Genomic DNA, 16,445 nt, shown 5'->3' with positions numbered 1-16,445 from the left:
GCTAACGGCGACCCCCGACGCGCACCGTGCGCCCCCGCCGCTCCGCTCACGGTGAACAGCGAGCATCCGCCCGCCCGCGCCGACTACGCTTCAGAACGTGGACATTCGCATCGGAATTCTGAACAGCCCGCGTGAGGTCGCCTTCGAGTCGTCGCAGAGCGCCGACGAGATCGAGAAGGCCGTCAGCAGCGCGATCGAGAAGGGTGCGCCGCTCGTCACGTTCAGCGACGACAAGGGCAAGCGCTACGTGATCCCGACGGCCACGATCGGCTACGTCGAGATCGGCACCGACTCCGCCCGCCGCATCGGCTTCGTGGGCTAACGATGGGCCTCGCGCTCATCCCCGCCGCCGTCATCGGCGCGCTCATCGGCCTCGGCCTGCGCTACCTGATTGCCGGCCGCCAGCAGTACGGCCTGCTCCTCCTGCCTGCCGCGGGTGCCGCAGCCGTGTGCGTCACCTGGGTCATCGGCATCTGGTCGGGACTCAGCCACGAAGCGCTGTGGATCTGGCTGATCAGCTTCTCGATCGCTTCGATCGTGTGCATCGCCCTCGCGAAGGCGCTGCCGCCGAAGCGCGAACAGGCGGACGCCGACCTTCTCGCCGAGCTGATGCGGCCAGCGGCTCGCTAAGGCCCGCACCGGATGCTCGGGGCCACGCCCCACGCATCCGCCCGGCAGGCGAGGCGCTTACGCCGTCAGCCCGAGCCGGTCCATGCGGCGCGTGTGCCGCCCGATCAGCTCAGTGAAGACCGGCTCGATCTGGGCCTCGTCGCGGGTGTGGTCGTCGTGCATGACGAGCGCCGTGCGCGCCTGCAGCAGCGTGTCGCCGACGAGGCGCCGGCACCACAGCGCCAGGCGCGATGCGAGCCGCGGGTTCGCGGCGATCGAGCGCGCGACGATGGCGTGCAGGGTGTCTTCGACGTCGTCGTTCCCGAGCGCCTGTTCGACCGCCTCGCGGTCGTCGCGCTCGAGGCCGGCGGCGAGGTTCAGCCAGAAGTCGGTCAGGAATCCGATCGTCACGTGGGCGCTCGCGACCTGCTCGTGCCAGTCGGCACCCATGACGCGGCGCTCGAACTCACCGACGCCCGCGAGGTGAGGTTGCATGGTCGCCGAGCGATCGAGCCGGTGCTGATCGATGCGGGCGACCAGCGCGCGGTAGCGATCGAGCATGAGGCCGGCGGCCCGCGCGAGTGCGTCTTTGTCGGCGACGAGCGGGGCGTTCGCGGCGGCGTGACTGAGCTGTTCGAAGAATGTCAGATGGAGCGCGGCGCACTGGCCGAGAAAGTGGTCGGCCGGCGGGGTCAACTCGTGCAGGTCGATCTTGAGCGCGGCAACGGCGGCGTCGCGCGCCCGAAGCGTCGGAGCTTGGGCACGCGGGCGGGAGCGTCGGAACCACAGAGCCACGGGTCAAGAGTAGGCGATGCGCGAAGCCCCGCCGGAACCCGGCGGCTAAACTGAGGACTTCCGATAACAAGACAGGGTGCACAGACACGTGACTTTCACCGACCTGGGCGTCGAGGCAGACATCGCCGACGCCCTCGCAGCACAGGGCATCACCGAGCCTTTCCCCATTCAGCAGCAGACCATCCCGCTCGCGCTCACCGGCCAAGACATCATCGGTCAGGCGAAGACCGGCACCGGCAAGACTTTCGGTTTCGGCCTGCCCCTCATCCAGAAGCTCGGTACGAACCCGGGGCCCGGCGTCAAGGCGCTCATCGTCGTACCCACTCGCGAGCTCTGCGTGCAGGTCACCGAAGACATCGAGTTGGCCGCGTCGAACCGGCCGACGACCGTCGTGTCGATCTACGGCGGCAAGGCCTACGAGGGCCAGATCGACCAGCTCAAGGCCGGCGCGCAGATCGTCGTCGGTACGCCCGGTCGCTTGCTCGACCTGGCCGGCCAGCGCCTGCTCAGCCTCGCCGACGTCGAGGTGATGGTGCTCGACGAGGCAGACAAGATGCTCGACCTCGGCTTCCTCCCCGACATCGAGAAGCTGTTCGCACAGACGAAGCCGACCCGCCACACGATGCTGTTCTCCGCAACCATGCCGGGGCCGATCGTGGCGCTCGCGCGTCGCTTCATGACGCGACCGATTCACATTCGCGCGACCGACCCGGATGAGGGCCTCACGCAGGCGAACATCAAGCACATCGTCTATCGCGCTCACGCGCTCGACAAAGACGAAGTCATCGGCCGCATCCTGCAGGCCGAGGGCCGCGGCAAGACCGTCGTCTTCACACGCACGAAGCGCGCAGCGGCGAAGCTCGTCGAAGAGCTGAACGACCGCGGCTACAACGCCGGCGCCGTTCACGGCGACATGAGCCAGGAGGCGCGCGAGCGCTCGATGGCGGCGTTCAAGGCGGGCAAGAAAGACATCCTGATCGCCACCGACGTGGCCGCCCGCGGCATCGACGTGAATGACGTCACGCACGTCATCAACCACACGGTGCCCGACGACCACGACACGTACCTGCACCGCGCGGGCCGCACGGGTCGCGCCGGCAAGACCGGCATCGCGGTCACCTTCGTCGACTGGGCCGACATGCACAAGTGGGCGCTCATCAACCGCGCGCTCGAGATGGGCATCCCCGAGCCGGTCGAGACCTACTCGTCGTCGCCCCACCTGTACACCGACCTCGACATCCCCGAGGGTTCGAAGGGGCGCCTCAAGGCGACCCCGATCCCGAAGGCCGAGAAGGAGGCGTCGCGTCCGCCGCGCGAGCGCAGCCGACGCCGCTCCGGCGGCGCGGGCGGCGGCTCCGGCTCGTCCAGCACGCAGGATGCTCGCGGCGGCGACCGCGTCGAGAACGCGCGCCCCGAGGGCGACGCGCCCCGCGCATCCGGCGAGGGCGGTGCGCCGCGGAAGCGTCGTCGCCGCCGTCGTGGCGGAGGCGGCGGAGCCGGCGGCCAGGGTGCGAGCGGCGCGGCGGGGAATGCCGCGGCGGGCGCCTAGGTTTCCGGCCTGGTGACCACCACGAACAGTCCCGCCCCGCCCGCGTCAGCGCCGGTGACCGCCGCTCAGCGTCGCATCGTGCTGGGCGTCCTCATCGGCTCAGCCTTCGTCGTCATCCTGAACGAGACGCTGATGGGCGTCGCAATTCCGCGGTTCATTCAAGTGTTCGGCATCACGGCGACAACCGCCCAGTGGCTGACCACCGCGTTCATGCTGACCCTCGCGGTCGTCATTCCGATCACCGGCTGGCTGTTGCAGCGCTTCAGCACGCGCGCGCTGTTCGTGACGGCGATGTCGCTGTTCACGTCGGGCACCCTGCTCGGCGCCCTGGCCCCGTTTTTCGAGCTGCTGATCGTCGCGCGCGTCATTCAGGCGAGCGGCACGGCGATCGTGATGCCCATGCTGTTCACAACCGTGTTCGCGCTGGTCGCCCCGGGACGCCGCGGGCAGGTCATCGGAACCGTGTCGACCGTGATCGCGGTCGCCCCGGCGGTCGGACCAAGCCTGTCGGGCTTCATTCTGAGCATCGCCGACTGGCACTGGCTGTTCATCACGATGCTGCCGCTGACGACGACGGCCCTCGTGGTCGGCGCTCTGCGCATGGTCGACGTCAGCCAGCGCCGCGGCTCCCGCCTCGACCTCGTCAGCATCATGCTGTCGGTTCCGGGATTCGGTGGACTCGTGTTCGGGCTCGCCCAACTGGGCGAGGGCGGTCACGCCGACGGCGGCTCTGGCTCCGAATCTGTCGTGGTCGGCACCATCTCGCTCGGGGTCGGCGTCGTTGCCCTGACCGTCTTCGTTCTGCGTCAGCTGCGCCTACAGCGCACCGACGACGCGCTGCTCGACATGCGCACGTTCGCCGAGCGTCAGTTCGCGCTCTCGATCGGCATCATCACGGTGGCCTCGATGTCACTGTTCGGCGCGATCATCATCATTCCGTTGTACGTCCAAGAGGTGCTGGGAGCCTCGCCACTCGTCTCGGGGCTGGTCATTCTGCCGGGTGCGCTGCTGCAGGGGCTCATGGCCCCGCTGATCGGCCGCCGCTACGACAAGGTCGGGCCGCGCTCGCTCGTGATTCCCGGCATCGTGTTGATGGCGAGCACGCTATGGGGCATGTCGATGTTCACCTCGGCCACCCCCATCTGGCTCGTCGCCGTCGCGAACATCGGCATCGGGCTGGGGCTCGCCCTGTTGTTCACCCCGCTGCTGACGAACGGACTCGCGGCTCTTAGACCGCAGTTGAACCCCTACGGGTCGGCGATCGTCGGCACCGTGCAGCAGGTCGCCGGGGCCGCGGGTATCGCACTGTTCCTGTCGGTCGCGGCGTTCGTCGCCCCGGCGACGGGCGAGGCGTCGATCTCGGCCGACGGCGTTCGGGCCGCCTTCACGGTGGCTGCGGCTCTCGCCACCGCGGTGATTCCCCTGGTGCTGCTCGTGCGCTGGCAGCGCGGCACCGGAGGCCCCGAGGGGACGACCGAGACTGGGTCGACCCGCGTCGTCGAGTCGGCGTAAAGCTCCAGGTCGCGTCGCGGCGGCTTAACCCCGCACCGGCTCCACGCCGCGGGCGGCGGCGATGATGCGCTCGAGCGCGTCGGGGCTCGTCGTGTTCTCGGCGAGCCGGTTCGGCTTGCCCTCGCCGTGGTAGTCGCTCGACCCCGTGACGACGAGGTCGTATTTCTCGGCCCACCGCTCGAGCGTCGCCCGCCCCGCGTCGGTGTTCTCACGGTGGCCGATTTCGAGACCGACGAGGCCGGCGTCGATGAGCTGGACTAGCATCCGTTCGTCGATGACGGCGTCGGCGCCGCGGGTGGCGGGGTGCGCGATCACGGGGGCTCCGCCGGCGTTTGCGATGAGCCGCACGCCGTCGAGCACGGTGGGGGCGGCGTGCGGCAGATAGTAGCCGCCGCGGAAGTGCAGGATCGAGGCGAACGCCTCGCTGCGGGTGCGCACGATGCCGCGGGCGACCAGCGCGTCGGCGATGTGCGGCCGTCCGATCGAGACGCCGCCCGACTGGGCGAGCACGTCCTGCCAGGTGACGTCGAAGTCTTCACTCAAACGGCCCACCATGCGCTCGGCGCGGGTCAACCGGTCGTCGCGGATGCGCGCCGTCTCGGGCACGAGATCGCCGTCGTTCGGGTTGAACAGGTAGCCGAGCACGTGGACGCTGCGCCACTCGTCGCGGGTCGACAGCTCCATGCCGCGAATCACCTGCAGGCCTGTGCCCGCGGCGGCGGCCACTGCCTCGTCCCACCCGGCGGTCGAGTCGTGGTCGGTGATCGCGATCGTGTCGAGCCCCGCCTCGAGCGCGGCGCGAATCAGCTGGGTCGGCGTCTCGGTGCCGTCGCTGACGCTCGAGTGCGCGTGCAGATCGATCAGCGGATGCGCCATATCGCCATCGTAGGACGCACGGGCTGGCAAGGTGCCCGCGTTAGGCTCGACCCATCATGGTTGTGAAGGTGATCTCAGCGGCGACGCTCGTGATCATCGGCATCGTTCTTCTCGTCGTCGCCTGGCCCAGCCTCTTCGGGCTCACGCTCTCTCCGTATATCGCCCAGATGGTCGCCCTGCGATCGGCGGCGGCAGCAGCAGCCCTCATCGCCGCTCTTGTTGTCGTAATTCTGGCGCTCATCGTCGCGCCAGCCCGACGCTTCTTCGCCGCGATCGCGCTCATGCTCATGGTGTTCGCCGGGCTTAACGTCGCCGTGCAGTCCGTGCGCGGCTTCGGCAACGAGACCTTCCCGCTGCGGGCCCCCGCCGAGCTGAGCGTGCTCGCCTGGAACACCCTCGGCAACGCACCCGGCGCCGAGCGCATCGCGGCGCTCGCGCTCGACGAGCAGGCCGACATCGTCGTGCTGCCCGAGACGACGGCCGAGGTCGCCGAGCAGACCGCCGTGCTGATGCGCGAAGCGGGCAGTCCCATGTGGGTCTACACGGTCGCGTTCGACCAGATCGCCGCGGCCCGCTCGACGAGCGTGCTCGTGTCGGCGTCGATCGGGCAGTACCGCATCGACGACACGGTCGGAAACACGCGCGTCTTGCCGAGCATCGTGCTGCGCCCGCTCGACCACGACGGCCCCACCATCTTCGGCGTGCACCCCGTCGCGCCGATCCCGCAGCAGCTCGACAACTGGCGGGCCGACCTCGCCTGGGTCGATTCCATCTGCCGCGGTGACCACGTCATTCTCGCCGGCGACTTGAACGCCACGCCCGACCACTTCACGGCCCTCGGCGACCCCGACGGCCTCGGCACCTGTGACTCGGCGAACATCGTCACCGGCAACGGCGCCGTCGGCACCTGGCCGACCAGGCTGCCGCCACTCCTCGGCGCGCCCATCGACCACATCATGACAACCGACGACGTCGCCGTGACGGGATTCCGCGTCATCACCACCGAGGACGGCACCGGCAGCGATCACCGCCCGATCGTCGCGCGCGTCATTCTGAACTGAGCCCCGCGCATCCGGAGCGGTCGGCGCTCGTCGGGGCGCGCGGTGGAACAATGGTCGGCATGGCTGAGACCGACAAGGCAACCACTGAGGCTCCTCGCGCGACCGAGAACCGATCCACCACCCCCGGGTCGGAGAAGTTTCGCGACTTCATTTCAAGCGGCTGGGCCGAGCGCCCGGCAGGCGTGGGCGAGGCCCGCGAGCAGGCTGTGTATGCGGCGGCGCGGCGCGCGCGCATCTCGTCGCTGTTTCCCGGCCAGCGGCTGATCATTCCGGCGGGCCCGGCGAAGCAGCGCTCGAACGACACCGACTACCCGTACCGCGCCCACTCGGCCTTCGCGCACCTCACCGGCTGGGGCAGCGACACCGTGCCGGGCAGCGTGCTCGTGCTCGAGCCCACGGCTGACGGCCATGAGGCGGTGCTGTTCTTCCGCGAGGCGGCGGGGCGCGACTCCGACGAGTTCTACGCGAACCCCGAAATCGGCGAGTTCTGGACGGGCCCGCGGCCAAGCCGCGACGACGTCGCCGTCGACCTCGCGCTCGAGGCCCGCGGTCTCGGCGAACTCGACGCCGTGCTCGACGCCGTCGACGACGCAACGCTTGTGGTGCGCGAGGCGGATGCTCGCCTCACCGACCGCGTCGATTCCGCGCGACTGGTCGGCGGCTTCCGCACCGCGGCCGCGGGCGCCGGGGTCGACACGGCGGGCGACGACGAACTCGCCCGCGACGTGAGCGAACTGCGGCTCGTGAAAGACGAGTACGAGGTCGACGAGATGCGCCGCGCCGTCGCCGCGACCGCGCAGGGCTTTAACGACGTCGTGCGCGACCTTCCGCAGATCATCGAGCACGCCCGCGGCGAGCGCCTCGTCGAGGGCACCTTCAACCGGCGCGCCCGCGCCGAGGGCAACACGGTCGGCTACGACACGATCGCCGCCTCCGGCCCGCATGCGTGCATCCTGCACTGGACCCGCAACGACGGGCCCGTGCTGCCCGGCGACCTCATCCTCATCGACGCCGGCGTCGAGCTCGACAGCTACTACACGGCCGACATCACGCGAACCCTGCCCGTCGCGGGCACCTTCAGCCCCGTGCAGCGCATGGTCTACGAGGCGGTGCGCGAGGCCGCCGATGCGGCGTTCGCGATCGTGAAGCCCGGCATCCGGTTCCGCGAGGTGCACGCCACCGCGATGGCCGTCATCGCCGCGAAGACCGCCGAGTGGGGCTTCCTGCCGGTCAGCGCGGAGGAGTCGCTGAAGCCCGACGCTGGCTACCACCGCCGCTACATGGTGCACGGCACCTCGCACCACCTCGGGATCGACGTGCACGACTGCGCGCAGGCCCGCCGCGACCTCTACCTCGATGGCGAACTGCAGGCCGGCATGGTGTTCACGATCGAGCCGGGACTGTACTTCCAGCCCGACGACCTCACCGTGCCGGAGGAGTTCCGCGGCATCGGCGTGCGCATCGAAGACGACATCCTCGTCACGGAGGACGGCGCCGAGAACCTGTCAGCGTTCATCCCCCGCACCGCCGACGAGGTCGAAGAGTGGATCGCCGGCCGCGCGCCCGAATGGGGCGACGAGGAGGAGTAGCGCGCTCTACAGCCCGAGCACGGCCGCCGCGACGAGGAAGTAGATGATGAGGCCCGTCGCGTCGACGAGGGTCGTGACCATGGGGGCGGAAATGACGGCCGGGTCGATCCGTACGGCGCGGGCGAGCAGCGGCATGGATGCGCCGACGGTCGCCGCCCAGGCACAGATCAGCACGACCGAGATGCCGACGACGGTCGCGACGGAGAAGTCGACGACGATCGAGCCGATAGCCAGCGCGACGATGCCGAGGCTGACGCCGAGCAAGAGCCCCACGCGGCACTCGCGCCAGGCGACGCGCAGCACGTCGCTCGGGCGCACCTCGCCCAGCGCGAGGGCACGCACGGCCGCGGTCGCTGCCTGCGCGCCGACGTTACCGCCGGTGCCGACGAGCATCGGGATGAACAGGGCGAGCGCTGTCACTTGCTCCAGCGAGTCTTCGAAGATCTGCAGCACGGAGACGGTCAGTGCCGCGGCGACGATCAGGATGAACAGCCACACGACGCGCAGGCCTGCGAGCCGCCAGACGCTCGACGAGAAATAGTGGCCAGCACTCGGCAGGGCACCGGCCTGACGCGCGATGTCTTCCGAGTCGGCCTCCTCAATGATCTCGAGCGCGTCGTCAACGGTGAGAATGCCGACCACACGGTCTTCGCGGTCGACGATAACCAGGCCGGTCAGGTTGTACTCCTGCAGCAGACGCGCTGAGGCCTCCGCCTCGTCGTCGACGTGCGCGATCGGGTGGTCGTCGTCGGCAATGTCGATGACGGCCTGCTCGGGGTCGGCGAGGACGAGCTGCTTGAGCGCGACCGTTCCCCGGTACGCGCGCGACGCATCCACGACCGCGACGAGGTCAATCGTCTCGGCGTGCTCAGCGCGCGCCCGCAGACGAGCGAGCGCCTGGCCGACGGTCGTCGTGTCGTGCACCGAGATGATCTCGGGACTCATCACGCGGCCGACCGAGCCGGCCGGATAGCCAAGCAGTTCGGCGGTCATGCGCCGCTCGCGCGGGCTGAGCCCCGCCAGCACCTTCTGCACGAACCCGGCAGGCGCCTCACCGAGCAGGCGAGCTCGGTCGTCCGGGTCCATGTTTTCGACGAGTTCGGCGAACAGGTGGTCGCGCATGCCCCCGAGCAGCTCTTGCTGCTGGGTCGAGTCGAGCTCTTCGAACACCTCAAGCGCGCGGCCCTTCGGCAACAGCCGCCAGGCGAGGGCCGAGTCGACGGCGCGCAGACGCGTCAACTCGTCGGCGATCTCGTGGGGAGCGTGGTCGGCCAGCCACTGCGCCGCCGCGCGCACGTCGCGCTTCTCGATCAGGTCCTGCAGATCCTCGGTCATTCCACACCTCCCGGAAATCGCGCCCCGCGGGGCGCACGTGTCGGTAGTGCTCGCGGCGTCTGGTGCCGCGAGCGGGGTCGGGGGCGGCTCAGGGTTTAGGAGGCGCGGGATCCGCGTCGGCGGATCCCTCGGCCAACAGATGCTGCGCCCGGGTCACGAACCCGGGCTCGACGACGATCTCGTAGCGTGATGCGACGACGCGGCTCGTCGAGGTGAAGTCGCGTCGGCGACGCTGCAGCGCATACTGCACGACCGAGAGCACGAGGCCGAAGCCCGCGCCGACGAGAGCGGCCGCGGCGAGGAACTCGAACTGCGGGTCGGGCGAGAACAGCACGAGCAAGAGGCCGATGAACAGACCAAACCACGCACCCGTGGCGGCACCACCGAAGGCGACGCGGCCGTAACTGAGCTTGCCGGTGACGTTCTCGACCATGGTGAGGTCGTGGCCGACGATCGCGAGGCGCTTCACGTCGAACTCGGCCTTCGAGAGCCGGTCGACGACCTGCATGGCGTCGGCGTACGTGTCGTACGTGCCCAGCACGTCGCCGCGCGGCACCCGCTGGGTGGCCGCGCCGGCGCGACGAAAGAGTCCGGGCGCGTTGCTCATGGCTCCCATTCTGTCAGGCGTCGCTAGCCTGTGGGTGTGCCTGCCGCATCCGACACCTCTGACTCGAGTGACCGTTCGGTGAATGTTTCTCTCGAGGAGGCTGTGCGCGCATCCTTGTCGCGAGTGATCGACCCCGAATTGCGGCGCCCGGTCACCGAGCTCGACATGATTCCGGCGGTGCGGGTCGTCGAGGGCGATGCCGGCACAACGCGCGCCGAGATCGACCTGCAGCTCACCATCGTCGGCTGCCCCGCCGCCGACCGCATCGAACGCGACGTGCGCGAGGCGGCCGCGCGCGTCGACGGCATCGACGAGGTCGCCGTCGACGTCGGCGTCATGGACCGGCAGACCCGGGATGCGCTCATCGCCCGACTGCGCGGCGGTAAGGCCCGCATGCCCTTCACCCCCGACTCGACCACCCGCGTGATCGCCGTGACGAGCGGCAAGGGCGGTGTCGGCAAGTCGACCATCACGGCGAACCTCGCCGTGGCCCTCGCGGCGCACGGTTTGCGGGTCGGGCTGATCGACGCCGACGTGTTCGGCTTCTCGATTCCCGGGCTGCTCGGCATCGAGGGCGCGAAGCCCACCCGCGTCGGCGAGGCGATCATGCCGCCGCGCGCCCACGACGTCGCGGTCATCTCGATCGGCATGTTCGTCGACCCCGGTGCCGCCGTGTCGTGGCGCGGGCCGATGCTGCACCGCACGGTCGAGCAGTTCCTCACCGACGTGTACTTCGGCGACCTTGACGTTCTCGTCATCGACATGCCGCCCGGAACGGGTGACGTCGCCATCTCGGTCGGGCAGCTCCTGCCGCACGCCGAGGTCATCGTCGTCACCACGCCGCAAAAGGCGGCGGCCGATGTGGCCGAGCGCTCCGCGATTGTGGCCCGGCAGACAGGGCAGACCGTCATCGGGGTCGTCGAGAACATGGCGGGACTCACCCAGCCCGACGGCTCCGTGCTCGAGCTGTTCGGCTCGGGAGGCGGCGACGACACAGCAGCCCGCCTCGACGTGCCGCTGCTCGCGCGTGTGCCCCTGTCGGTGGGCTTGCGCGAGGGAGGCGATCAGGGCATCCCGATCGTGACCAACGAGGGCGACGCGGCGGGCGCCGCGATTCGCGAGCTGGCGGCCGCCGTGGCTCGGCGCGGGCGAGGGCTCGCCGGGCGGCCCCTCGGCGTCACGCCACGCTGACCCCGCGGTCGCCGGCGCCGCCCGTCAACGACGAAAGCCGCCTGGGCCCGACCCCACCCCTGGAATGGTGGGCTCGAGCACAGACGGCTCTCGCGGTGATCACGCCCACGAGGGCGCGATACGGGATGCCCCTTAGACAGCGAGCGTCGGAACGCGGCGGTAGCCATCGCGCACAGCGACGACCACGCTCGCGACGACGGCCCACGCGCCCAGCGCTGCGATGACGATGATTCCGGCGGTCATAACGATCTGCTCCTTCGAGGCGGGTACTGCGTCCTGAACACCTCTAGTGAACCGCCGACAACGCTAAAGAACAAGCTATTGTTTCTGAACTAATCATGTAGCGTTACTACATGGATGTGCGCCGGCTCGAACTGCTGCGGGAACTCGCCGACCGCGGCTCGGTCGCCGCCGTCGCCGCCGCCACGCACCGCACGCCGTCGGCCGTGTCGCAGCAGCTCAAGGTGCTGGAACGCGAGGCCGGCGTGCCGCTGACCGAGCGCGTGGGCCGCGGCATCCAGCTCACCGGAGCGGGCGAGGCACTCGCTGCGACCGCCCGGCAGATCGCCACCGCCATTGAAGCCGCGGAGGCGCTGTGGAGCGAGTTCACGAAGCTGCCACAGGGCACCGTGAGCCTCAGCACCTTCCCCACGGCCGGCCAAATGTTGCTGCCCGGCCTGCTCACGATGCTCGACGACGAGCCCGGGCTCGAGGTCGTCGTGACCGACCACGACCTCGACCGGCCCGACTTCGCAAGCCTCACCCCCGACTACGACATCGTGCTGGCGGATTCGCAAGGAATTCCCGAGCACTGGACCCGTGACGGGCTGCGCGCCGTCACCCTCATGACCGAACCGTTCGACATCGCGATGCCACTCGACCACCCGCTGGCCGAGCGCGCCGTGCTGAAACCCACCGACCTCGTCAGCGAGCAGTGGATCGGGGCGCCCGTCGGCTACCCCTACGACAAAGTGCTCGACGGGCTGGCCGCAGCGACGGGCCGCGCACCGCGGGTCGTGCAACGCATCATGGACAACCTGCTCGTTGAACGCCTCGTCGCCGCCGGAATCGGCTTGGCGATCCTGCCGCGGTACACGACGCGCATCCACGACAGCGGCATCGTGACCCGGCCCATCACGGGCATCCCCGCCGAACGACAGATCACGGCCCTACTGCGCGCTGACCGGGCGGAGCGGCCCAGTGTGCGGCGCGTCATCGAGCTGCTCGAGCTCGAGGGGCGACGCGTCTCCGCCCGGTACGCGCACCCCGCGCACCGGCGCTAACCGCCTCAGGAGCGCCCGGGCACCGCGGCGCCAGGCTGCTAGGTCGCCTCGGAGTCGAAGGGCGCGGGGCGACCCTCCCTCTGCAACCGCTGACGCTGGGCGTACGCCGACTCGCGCTTCGGCGCGGTGACGGTTGCCGCCCCGGCCGCGGCACCCGGCCGCACGGGCTGAGCCTCGTCTTCGAGCAGCGCTTCGCGGATGATGCGGCGAGGGTCGTACTGCCGCGGGTCGAGCTTCTTCCAGTCGACGTCGTCGTAGTCGGGCCCCATCTCCTCGCGCATGCGCTCTTTCGCACCGTTCGCCATATCGCGGAGGCTGCGAATGAGCCGGGCGAACTGCGCGGCAAGCGCCGGCAAACGGTCGGGGCCGATGATGAGCACGGCGATGAGCCCGATGAGCAGAAGCTTCTCGAACGTCAGGCCGAAGGACACGTCCCCAGAATAGCCAGGGAAACCGAGGGGTTCCCCCTAGGCTGGGCCGACGAGGAGGCCCGAGGTGCCGAGCAAAGATCTGTCCTGGAAGTACGTCGAGGGTTCCGTCGTCGAACCCGACGTGATCGCCGCTGCGCGCGTCACCGCCGACGAGCTGGGCACCGATCCGGTGAGCCCCGCGACGGGTGCGCACCTCGCCTTCACGACCGCCGCCGTGGGCGCGAAGACCATCATCGAGATCGGCACCGGCGTCGGCGTCAGTGGACTCTGGATGCTTCGGGGCGCGCCCGACGCGCACCTCACCTCGATCGACATCGAAGCCGACCACCAGCAGGCGGCCCGCCGCTTCTTCAGCGATGCCGGGCATCCCGCGTCGCGCGTGCGCCTCATCACCGGCGCCGCGACCGAGGTACTGCCGCGCATGAACGAGTCGAGCTACGACGTGGTGCTCGTCGACGCCGACCCGAAGGGCTTGCTCGACCTGCTCGAGCACGCTCTGCGTCTCGTGCGGGTGGGAGGCGTCGTGTTGGTGCCGCACGCTCTCTGGCGCGACACGGTCGCCGACCCGGCGAAGCGCGAGCAGGTCACCACCGACCGCCGCGGCATCATCGCCGAACTGTCGCAGTCGCCCGCCGTGCACGTGGCGCTCTCGCCCGTGGGCGACGGCCTGCTGCAGCTCGTCAAGCGCTCGGCCTGAGTCGCGGCTCGAGCGAGCCCGGACACGAGAAAACCCCCGGCCAGTCGGCCGGGGGTGCACTCGGTCTAGGAGATCGCCGCGCTCAGCGCGTCACGCAGTTCGGTGGCCTCCGCGTCGTTGACGGAGACAACCAGTCGACCGCCGCCCTCGAGCGGCACTCGAACGATGATGAGGCGACCCTCCTTGACAGCCTCCATGGGTCCGTCGCCGGTCCTGGGCTTCATGGCTGCCATAGTGTCGTTCCCCTTTCGAGACGAAAATTCCGCTTCCTATTATCCCCGGTTATCGCTCCGTCGCTAAATCGACGCTGAGAGCCATGCCGTCAATCCGCGCTCCACGTCCCGGATCTGCGCGATCGGCACCCGCTCGTCATCGGCGTGGGCGAGCGATGGATTGCCGGGGCCGTAATTCACAGCAGGAATTCCCAACTCACTAAAGCGCGCGACATCGGTCCAGCCGTATTTCGGGGCGGGGGCGCCGCCGACCGCCGCCATAAAGCGCTCCGCGAGCGGAGCATCCAGACCGGGGCGGGCGCCAGAGGCAGAGTCAGTGACTGTGACCTCGACATCGAGGCCGTCAACGAGCGCTCGCACGTGCGCTTCAGCGTCAGCGACCGAGCGCGAGGGGGCGAAGCGGTAGTTGACGGTGACCGTGCACGCGTCGGGGATGACGTTCCCTGCCACTCCCCCGCTGATGCCGACCGCGTTCAACCCTTCGCGGTAGTCGAGGCCGTCGACCGTCACCGTCTGCGGCTCGTAGCCGGCAAGTCGCTCGAGGATCGGCGCGGCGGCGTGGATCGCGTTGACGCCCATCCAGGCGCGGGCCGAGTGGGCGCGGCGGCCGCGGGTCGTGATGTCGGCGCGCAGAGTGCCGTTGCAGCCGCCCTCCACGGCGCCGTTCGACGGCTCGCCGAGGACGGCGAAGTCAGCGGCGAGCAGCTCGGGGCGCGTGCGGGCGAGGCGGCCGAGACCGTTCAGGCTCGCCTCGACCTCCTCGTGGTCGTACCAGACGAAGGTGACGTCGACGGCGGGCTCGGGGAGGCGACAGGCGAGAGCGAGGGCGACGGCGCATCCGCCCTTCATGTCGACGGTGCCGCGGCCGACGAGAATGTCGCCGTCGTCGGGGTCGGTGACGCGGGTCGTCGGCAGATTGCCGTTCACCGGCACCGTGTCGATATGCCCGGCGATGATGACGCGCTGCTCGCGGCCGAGCTGCGTGCGGGCAACGATGGCGTCGCCGTCGCGCATCACCTCCAGGTGCGGGGCGTGGGCGGCGAGCGTCGCCTCAATGGTGTCGGCGAGCTGCGTCTCGTTGCCGGAGACGCTCTCGATGTCGCACATCGCGGCGGTCAGGGCGACGACGTCGGCAAGCAGCTCGGGGGCGAAGGGGCGGGGGTCGGGCACCGTTCCAGCCTAGTTCGCGAGCGCGCGACTAGCCTGGATGCCATGAGTGACAGCGCCACCGCAACGCCCGCAACCCACGCCTGGGGCTACGGCCTCGCGACCGTCCGCACCGCGACCGGGGAGGTGCTCGACACGTGGTTCCCCCACCCCGCGCTCGGCACCCTGCCCGAGGGCCGCGACCCGCACATCGTGTCGGCCGAGATCGAGCACCTCGAGGCTGAGGACGAGCGGCGCGGCGTGCGCCTTCAGGCGCGCACCGTCGCCATCGAATTGGATGCTGCCCCCGCCTCGACCGAGGACGCCTACCTTCGCCTCCACCTCCTTTCGCACCGCCTCGTGCAGCCGAACGGGCTGAACCTCGAGGGGATCTTCGGCCACCTGCCGATCGTGACGTGGACGACGGCGGGCCCCGTGCATCCCGACGATTTCGATGCGCGGAGGCCCGCCTTGCAGCGAGCCGGCATCTCGGCGCTCGGGGTCGACAAGTTCCCGCGGATGCTCGACTACGTCACCCCGCCGCGGGTGCGCATCGCCGACGCCTCGCGCGTGCGTCTCGGCGCCTACCTGTCGCCCGGCACGACCGTCATGCACGAGGGATTCGTGAACTTCAACGCGGGAACCCTCGGCGCCTCGATGGTCGAGGGGCGCATCAGCCAGGGAGTCGTCGTCGGCGACGGCAGCGACATCGGCGGCGGCGCCTCGATCATGGGCACGCTGTCGGGCGGCGGCACGCACCGCGTCTCGATCGGCGAACGCGCGCTGCTCGGCGCGAACTCAGGGATCGGCATCTCGATCGGCGACGACACGGTGGTTGAGGCGGGGCTGTATGTCACGGCGGGCACGAAGGTCGCGGTCATCGACGGAAGCGTCGACTCGTACGGACAACCGCGCACGGTGAAGGCTGCTGAACTGAGCGGTGTGGCCGGGCTGCTGTTCCGCCGCAACTCTGTCACCGGCGGAGTCGAGGTGCTGCCGCGCACCGGCGCGGGCGTGCAGCTCAACACCGCCCTGCACGCGTAGGGCGGCGCCGCGCGTCGGTGTCGCTTCCACCCGGAGGTGTGCGCAACTCGGCGCGCGTCGGTGTCGCTCACCGGCGTTTCAGCCCAATCACCGGGCGCACGCGACACAACCCTGAGGGCGATCGCTCGAGTGGGCTCTGGCGGAGGCGACAGTGCGTCCGCCTGCAGTGCCCCGCCAACACTCATGACGACCTACCCGACTTCCACAACAGCGGAAAGGCGACCGCCGTTCGGCGTCCCGCTGTTGTGGAAGGTGCTGGGGACGCAGGCGGTCGGACCGGTGGCAGTGGGAACGCAGGCGGTCGGAACGCAGGCGGCCAGCACGAATTGCGTATTCGCGGCGGCGCCATCTCGCGGGCAGGACGCGAGGAGTCCGCGAGGTCAGCTGACGGGGCCGACACGCCGACCCAGCCGCACAACGCGCCGCGTGTGCTGCGGCACAGCTGATCCCGCGGACACGCACGCTGGAAGCGACGCACACCGGGCAC

The 16,445-nt window shown here is 69.9% G+C and carries 17 protein-coding genes; 10 read left to right on the top strand and 7 right to left on the bottom strand.

Annotated features, from left to right (window positions below; all coding sequences use genetic code 11):
- Positions 1 to 97: 97 nt before the first annotated feature.
- Positions 98 to 322, top strand: a complete 225-nt coding sequence (locus EV140_RS11835) for a DUF3107 domain-containing protein (RefSeq protein WP_130284182.1) — start codon at positions 98 to 100, stop codon at positions 320 to 322.
- Between the two features lie 2 nt (positions 323 to 324).
- The gene (locus tag EV140_RS11830) at positions 325 to 630 is read left to right on the top strand and encodes a hypothetical protein (RefSeq protein WP_130284180.1); all 306 of its coding nucleotides are present in this window, start codon (positions 325 to 327) and stop codon (positions 628 to 630) included.
- A 57-nt stretch (positions 631 to 687) separates the two neighbouring features.
- On the opposite strand, the gene EV140_RS11825 is transcribed toward EV140_RS11830, so the two are convergent.
- Positions 688 to 1,404, bottom strand: coding sequence for a ferritin-like fold-containing protein (locus EV140_RS11825; RefSeq protein ID WP_130284178.1), 717 nt, complete (start codon positions 1,402 to 1,404; stop codon positions 688 to 690).
- Between the two features lie 88 nt (positions 1,405 to 1,492).
- Here EV140_RS11825 and EV140_RS11820 point away from each other — a divergent pair, with 88 nt between their 5' ends.
- Together EV140_RS11820 and EV140_RS11815 are read left to right on the top strand one after the other, a co-directional pair.
- On the top strand, positions 1,493 to 2,953 hold the full coding sequence (locus EV140_RS11820) for a DEAD/DEAH box helicase (RefSeq protein WP_130284176.1): 1,461 nt from the start codon (positions 1,493 to 1,495) through the stop codon (positions 2,951 to 2,953).
- 12 nt (positions 2,954 to 2,965) lie between these two features.
- Positions 2,966 to 4,465 (top strand): DHA2 family efflux MFS transporter permease subunit, encoded by a 1,500-nt coding sequence (locus tag EV140_RS11815; RefSeq protein WP_157985656.1) that lies wholly within the window; start codon positions 2,966 to 2,968, stop codon positions 4,463 to 4,465.
- 24 nt (positions 4,466 to 4,489) lie between these two features.
- Here EV140_RS11815 and EV140_RS11810 read toward each other — a convergent pair whose 3' ends face one another.
- Entirely contained in the window at positions 4,490 to 5,341 is an 852-nt protein-coding gene (locus tag EV140_RS11810) for a PHP domain-containing protein (protein WP_130284172.1), read from the bottom strand.
- 56 nt (positions 5,342 to 5,397) lie between these two features.
- Between EV140_RS11810 and EV140_RS11805 the strand changes: the two genes are divergently transcribed.
- A complete protein-coding gene (locus EV140_RS11805) occupies positions 5,398 to 6,402 on the top strand; it encodes an endonuclease/exonuclease/phosphatase family protein (protein WP_130284170.1) in 1,005 nt (334 codons plus the stop codon).
- Between the two features lie 59 nt (positions 6,403 to 6,461).
- Positions 6,462 to 7,991 carry an aminopeptidase P family protein gene (locus tag EV140_RS11800; RefSeq protein ID WP_130284168.1) on the top strand — a complete coding sequence of 510 codons (1,530 nt, stop codon included), beginning with the start codon at positions 6,462 to 6,464 and terminating at the stop codon, positions 7,989 to 7,991.
- Between the two features lie 6 nt (positions 7,992 to 7,997).
- Here EV140_RS11800 and mgtE read toward each other — a convergent pair whose 3' ends face one another.
- Both mgtE and EV140_RS11790 read right to left on the bottom strand, forming a co-directional pair.
- Entirely contained in the window at positions 7,998 to 9,326 is a 1,329-nt protein-coding gene (gene mgtE, locus EV140_RS11795; RefSeq protein WP_130284165.1) for a magnesium transporter, read from the bottom strand.
- Positions 9,327 to 9,414: 88 nt separating this feature from the next.
- Positions 9,415 to 9,933: a YflT domain-containing protein gene (locus EV140_RS11790; RefSeq protein WP_130284163.1), complete on the bottom strand. Its 519-nt coding sequence runs from the start codon at positions 9,931 to 9,933 to the stop codon at positions 9,415 to 9,417.
- Positions 9,934 to 10,011: 78 nt separating this feature from the next.
- Between EV140_RS11790 and EV140_RS11785 the strand changes: the two genes are divergently transcribed.
- Positions 10,012 to 11,124, top strand: a complete 1,113-nt coding sequence (locus tag EV140_RS11785; RefSeq protein WP_130284341.1) for an Mrp/NBP35 family ATP-binding protein — start codon at positions 10,012 to 10,014, stop codon at positions 11,122 to 11,124.
- A 353-nt stretch (positions 11,125 to 11,477) separates the two neighbouring features.
- Positions 11,478 to 12,407, top strand: coding sequence for a LysR family transcriptional regulator (locus EV140_RS11780; RefSeq protein ID WP_096422588.1), 930 nt, complete (start codon positions 11,478 to 11,480; stop codon positions 12,405 to 12,407).
- A gap of 38 nt (positions 12,408 to 12,445) precedes the next feature.
- Here the strand turns inward: EV140_RS11780 and EV140_RS11775 are convergent, their stop codons facing one another.
- On the bottom strand, positions 12,446 to 12,838 hold the full coding sequence (locus tag EV140_RS11775; protein WP_130284162.1) for a sec-independent translocase: 393 nt from the start codon (positions 12,836 to 12,838) through the stop codon (positions 12,446 to 12,448).
- Positions 12,839 to 12,902: 64 nt separating this feature from the next.
- On the opposite strand from EV140_RS11775, the gene EV140_RS11770 reads away from it, so the two are divergent.
- Positions 12,903 to 13,535 carry an O-methyltransferase gene (locus EV140_RS11770; protein WP_130284160.1) on the top strand — a complete coding sequence of 211 codons (633 nt, stop codon included), beginning with the start codon at positions 12,903 to 12,905 and terminating at the stop codon, positions 13,533 to 13,535.
- A gap of 65 nt (positions 13,536 to 13,600) precedes the next feature.
- On the opposite strand, the gene EV140_RS11765 is transcribed toward EV140_RS11770, so the two are convergent.
- Both EV140_RS11765 and dapE read right to left on the bottom strand, forming a co-directional pair.
- Positions 13,601 to 13,768, bottom strand: a complete 168-nt coding sequence (locus EV140_RS11765) for a DUF3117 domain-containing protein (protein ID WP_096422594.1) — start codon at positions 13,766 to 13,768, stop codon at positions 13,601 to 13,603.
- Positions 13,769 to 13,831: 63 nt separating this feature from the next.
- Positions 13,832 to 14,938 carry a succinyl-diaminopimelate desuccinylase gene (gene dapE / locus EV140_RS11760; protein WP_277871113.1) on the bottom strand — a complete coding sequence of 369 codons (1,107 nt, stop codon included), beginning with the start codon at positions 14,936 to 14,938 and terminating at the stop codon, positions 13,832 to 13,834.
- A gap of 42 nt (positions 14,939 to 14,980) precedes the next feature.
- Here dapE and dapD point away from each other — a divergent pair, with 42 nt between their 5' ends.
- On the top strand, positions 14,981 to 15,958 hold the full coding sequence (dapD, locus tag EV140_RS11755; protein WP_130284158.1) for a 2,3,4,5-tetrahydropyridine-2,6-dicarboxylate N-succinyltransferase: 978 nt from the start codon (positions 14,981 to 14,983) through the stop codon (positions 15,956 to 15,958).
- Positions 15,959 to 16,445: the final 487 nt, after the last annotated feature.

The organism is Microcella alkaliphila, assembly GCF_004216855.1.
Lineage (GTDB): Bacteria > Actinomycetota > Actinomycetes > Actinomycetales > Microbacteriaceae > Microcella > Microcella alkaliphila.
Note: the sequence above shows the minus strand (reverse complement) of the source record. Positions and strands in the feature narration are given on the sequence as shown.

Bases quoted from the DNA above. Each gene is read 5' to 3' on its own strand.
- EV140_RS11810 (WP_130284172.1), bottom strand. From the start codon at position 5,341: ATGGCGCATCCGCTGATCGATCTGCACGCGCACTCGAGCGTCAGCGAC.
- EV140_RS11790 (WP_130284163.1), bottom strand. From the start codon at position 9,933: ATGAGCAACGCGCCCGGACTCTTTCGTCGCGCCGGCGCGGCCACCCAG.
- dapD (WP_130284158.1), top strand. From the start codon at position 14,981: ATGAGTGACAGCGCCACCGCAACGCCCGCAACCCACGCCTGGGGCTAC.
- EV140_RS11800 (WP_130284168.1), top strand. From the start codon at position 6,462: ATGGCTGAGACCGACAAGGCAACCACTGAGGCTCCTCGCGCGACCGAG.
- EV140_RS11765 (WP_096422594.1), bottom strand. From the start codon at position 13,768: ATGGCAGCCATGAAGCCCAGGACCGGCGACGGACCCATGGAGGCTGTC.
- EV140_RS11805 (WP_130284170.1), top strand. From the start codon at position 5,398: ATGGTTGTGAAGGTGATCTCAGCGGCGACGCTCGTGATCATCGGCATC.
- mgtE (WP_130284165.1), bottom strand. From the start codon at position 9,326: ATGACCGAGGATCTGCAGGACCTGATCGAGAAGCGCGACGTGCGCGCG.
- EV140_RS11780 (WP_096422588.1), top strand. From the start codon at position 11,478: ATGGATGTGCGCCGGCTCGAACTGCTGCGGGAACTCGCCGACCGCGGC.
- EV140_RS11830 (WP_130284180.1), top strand. From the start codon at position 325: ATGGGCCTCGCGCTCATCCCCGCCGCCGTCATCGGCGCGCTCATCGGC.